General features: G+C 64.5%; 2 protein-coding genes. One reads left to right on the top strand and one right to left on the bottom strand.

The window, feature by feature from the left end; all coding sequences use genetic code 11:
- Positions 1-33: 33 nt before the first annotated feature.
- Positions 34-2931, bottom strand: a complete 2898-nt coding sequence (locus ACH0AE_RS17640) for a Tn3 family transposase (protein WP_296221647.1) — start codon at positions 2929-2931, stop codon at positions 34-36.
- A 95-nt stretch (positions 2932-3026) separates the two neighbouring features.
- On the opposite strand from ACH0AE_RS17640, the gene ACH0AE_RS17635 reads away from it, so the two are divergent.
- On the top strand, positions 3027-3656 hold the full coding sequence (locus ACH0AE_RS17635; RefSeq protein ID WP_004213007.1) for a recombinase family protein: 630 nt from the start codon (positions 3027-3029) through the stop codon (positions 3654-3656).
- The last annotated feature ends 563 nt before the right edge of the window (positions 3657-4219 follow it).

Genomic DNA, 4219 nt, shown 5'->3' with positions numbered 1-4219 from the left:
GGGGTCGGTTCCGGCTGAGGGCGGAATGACACCCTAAGCGCCGGCGTCCTTGGGCCAAAGGTACTCGCCAGTGAGGAGGATGTGTGCCCATCCGAGCGGCGAAATATGGGCGAGAAGATGGTCGGGGGTATCGAGCCCTTCGCGGCGCCGGGCCTCAACGGCATGGCCAAGGTGCAGGGTGTTCCAGTAGACGATGATGGCGGTGAGCAGGTTGAGGCCGGCGATCCGGTAATGCTGACCCTCCGTCGTGCGGTCGCGGATTTCGCCCTGACGGCCGATGCGCAGGGCATTTTTCAGCGCATGATGTGCCTCGCCTTTGTTGAGGCCGACCTGTGCACGGCGCTGCATGCCGACGTCGAGTATCCATTCGATGATGAACAGCGTCCGCTCGATCCGGCCCACCTCGCGCAGCGCGGAGGCAAGATCGTTCTGGCGCGGATAGGAGGCGAGCTTGCGCAAGATGCTGCTCGGCGCGACCTGTCCAGCGCTCATGGTGGCGGCGCAGCGGAACAGATCGGGCCAGTTGGAAACGATCAGCGCCTCACGCGCCTTGCCGCCCACCAGCGGGCGCAATTCGCTCGGCGTCGCGGCAGGGTCGAACACGTACAGTCGTTTGGATGGGAGGTCGCGGATGCGCAGTACAAGGCGGCAGCCGAGCATCGCGCTGATCCCGAACAGATGATCGGTGAACCCGCCAGTGTCGGCGTACTGCTCTTCGATCCGTCGCCCTGCCTCATTCATCGTCAGCCCGTCGAGTAGATAAGGTGCTTCGCTGACCGTGGCTGGAATGGTCCGCGATGCAAACGGCGCGAAGCGGTCGTTGACGTGGGTATAGGCCTTGATGCCGGGATCGTTGCCGTAGCGGGCGTTGATCGTATTCATCGCTTCGCCCTGCCGTGCGGCGGGGAAGAACTGGCCATCGGCCGATGCGGATCTGCCCATACCCCAGACCTGGGCCATCGGCAGCGCCCCTTGCGCCGCGACCACGTTGGCCAGCGCCTGGTCGATCGCCTCGCTTTCGACGTGCCAGCGAGCGAGACGGGAGAGTTGCCAATAGTCGTGAGTGTTGGAAGCCTCTGCCATCTTACGCAGACCCAAATTCAGGCCCTCGGCAAGCAGGACGTTGAGCAGGCCGATTCGGTCGCCGCATGGCACGCCGGTGCGCAGATGCGTGAAGGCATCAGTGAAACCCAGCGCGGTATCGACTTCGAGCAGCAGATCGGTGATGCGGACGGGCGGCAGCCGGCGATACAGATCAAGCACCAGATCCTCGATCCCATCCGGCGCGTCAGCGGTGAGCCGATCAATGCGCAGCGTGCCGTCCTCGATGCTGCCTTTCGGAATTGTACCGCTGCGCGCGGCGCGACCGAGCCGGGCAAGGCCATCAGCGAGACGCACTTTGCGGTCAGCCAGCCAGACATGCGGGTCGGACGGGACCGCCAGCTTCGCGGCATGCGCGACCGCCATCGGCACGAGGACGTGGCGCAGGTCACCATATCGATGCGAGCGGTCGAGCCATATGTCGCCCGAGCGCAGCGCGTCGCGCAGGTGAAACATGACCGCGACTTCCCGGAGGCGGGCATCATCATCGCCCTTCGCCCGCAACTGTCGCCGCCATTTGGAATGCGGGCGCAAGAAATCGTCGGCCGCCGGAACTGCGCCCTTGGTAGCGATGACGGTAGCCGCGTCCAGCAAAGGCCGTGCAACCGCCGCAGCTTTGAGGTCGAGGCATCGCAGCATGCGCGGGGCATACCGACGGAAGCGGTGATACCCCTGATCAACATAGGCCAGCGGATCATCGCCCAAGGTGTCCGTCAACGTCTTGGCCGTAGCGACGAGGCTGGTGAGCCGTTCCCATCCCGCCCCGCCCGCGACCGCATCTTCCAGCGACGCGCCGTCGCCATGCGCTTCGAGCAATGATTGACCGAGTGCAGTGAAGCCGTTCAAAGTCGCAGTGGTAGCGCCTCTGGTTTCTACGACCCGCGCGTCATGCAGTTGCTTCGCGTCGCGCCAGGTGCGGCCAACGATCCGGTCATGTGTTTCGATCACCGCATCCGCAGTCGCCGTGGCCCATTCAATGACGCAGACCGCCATGATAGCGCGGCGCCGATCGGCGCCGAGGTCGCGCAGGCCATCGGCGAAGTAGCGCTCGCCCTGCCGGCGTAGCCGGGCGACGCGATGCGGTGGAACACCGGCAAGTATACCATCATTGAGGTTCATCGCGCGCAGGAACTCGAGCCGGTCGAGCAGCCGGTTCGCCGCGGCGGAGTTGTTGCCCGGCTCAATCCGGCGCAGCCAGATGAAGCGGCTGATCGCCCCCGGCAGCATCTCGGTAGTCAGTCGGTCGAGCCCATCACAGGCGACGGGATCGAGACGGGCCGCGATCCGCTTCTCGATCCGACGTTCGGCGGCGACGAGCGCGTCCGCGCACAAACGCTCGATTGTCGTGATCGCCGGCAGGATGGTCATGGTTTCACGGCAGCGGGCAATGAAGCGCCGGGCAAGGTCGTCGTTTGAGCGTGCCTGCTCGGCTTCGGCGAGAAGCCAATCGCGGAAAGCCCTGGCATACGGTCCCCGTCCGGGGAACATTCTGTATCCGTAGATACGGCGCAGCGCCTCCATGTGCTGGTGGCGGGTTTGGCGTCGAACGGCATAGGCCGCGAGCGTCTCGCCAGCGATGCCAAGCTGGGCGCCTAGAAAGGCAGATACAGTGTGGGGGATCAGTTCGCCGGGAGCAAGGGTCCGGCCTGGATATCGCAGCGCGCACAACTGCAGGGCGAACCCGATGCGGTTCTCCGGTCGGCGACGCCGGTCGATATGAATGAGGTCATCGTCTGCCAGAAGATAATGGCGCAGCAGCCCCGCTTCGTCAGTCGGTAGGTCGAGTAGGGCCGAACGCTGTCGGGCGCTGAGGATATGGCGTCTCGGCATGCACGGCTTGTCCCCATTGAACAGAAGTCTGTTTTGGACAACACTGACCCCACGCAAATCAAGGCTTTTCGAGGCCTAATTCCAGAAGGGTTCAATTGGGACAGCGCGCCGCCATCTACGCCAGGGTTTCGACAGCCGACCAGTCGTGCGAACGGCAGCTCCGCGACCTGGCCGGCTTTGCCGAGCGTGGCGGCTATGAAGTGGTCGAGGTCTTCCGCGAAACCGCGTCGGGCATGAAGGCAAACCGTTCGGCGCGGGCTGAGGTGATGAAGCTGGCGCAGGCACGCCATATCGATGCGATCCTCGTTACCGAACTCAGTCGCTGGGGGCGTTCGACCCAGGACCTGCTCGATACACTCAACCGGCTGTCGGGCTGGCGCGTGTCGGTGGTCGCGATGAGCGGCATGACGTTCGAGGTCGATACGCCGCATGGGCGGATGATGGCGACGATGCTCGCAGGTATAGCCCAGTTTGAGCGCGACATGCTGAGCGAGCGGGTCCGCTCTGGCCTTGCTGCAGCGCGGGCACGTGGCCGCAAACTCGGTCGGCAACTGGGGGAGCGACCCAAGTCGGACCGCCTCGCGCCCAAAGTGTTGGCGCATATCGCCGAGGGGCGGAGCTATCGCTGGATCGCTCGCGACCTGGGACTCAGCAAGAACACGGTCGCCGGGATCGTGGCTCGCGCACGGGGTAACGTGAGCCCTGATGTCACGGTGACGACATGACCGGGGCGTCTGGACGGCTGCGTCCCGATCCCCGGCGCAAGGCGCGGTTTCGCGAAATCGCCCGAGGCATTGTCGCCAAGGATCGCTACAATCGGAAGTACGGGATCGCCGTCGACACTGCTGGCGCCATCGCGCAGGCGCTAGAGCGCGCGTACCGCGATGGAGTCCGGGACGACCCGGCCGCAGCCGTTCAAGCGCCCGAACAGGATGATGCCGGCCCGCTGGAATGGGCGTTGATCCCACCACGACCGCGAGATGCCTTCTGGAGTATCTGCCTATACACCCTGGGCCGCGATACCGATCTCCCACGTGACGGCCATCTCGCTCCGGCTATTACCGAACGCGGAACGCCCGGATGGACACTCGTGGCAGGAGGGTACACCCCTGACAGGGTGATCAGCGATAGGAGCATTGGCCCGCTTGTCCGCCTCGGCCTTATCGCGCTCGCAGTCGATTTACCGGTTCGCATGATCGTAACCGCACAGGGGAAGGAAACATGGGCTCTCTTCTGCCAGCGCGGTGGGATGTACCCTGAGGATCTCACTGACATTTGATCCATTTGA

The sequence above is a fragment of the Sphingomonas sp. 179-A 2A2 NHS genome (genome assembly GCF_045371305.1).
Lineage (GTDB): Bacteria > Pseudomonadota > Alphaproteobacteria > Sphingomonadales > Sphingomonadaceae > Sphingomonas.
The sequence above is the reverse complement of the archived record's forward strand: the minus strand, read 5'-3'. Positions and strand labels throughout refer to the sequence as shown.

Coding starts and splice junctions, on each gene's coding strand:
- ACH0AE_RS17640 (WP_296221647.1), bottom strand. CDS start 2,931: ATGCCGAGACGCCATATCCTCAGCGCCCGACAGCGTTCGGCCCTACTC.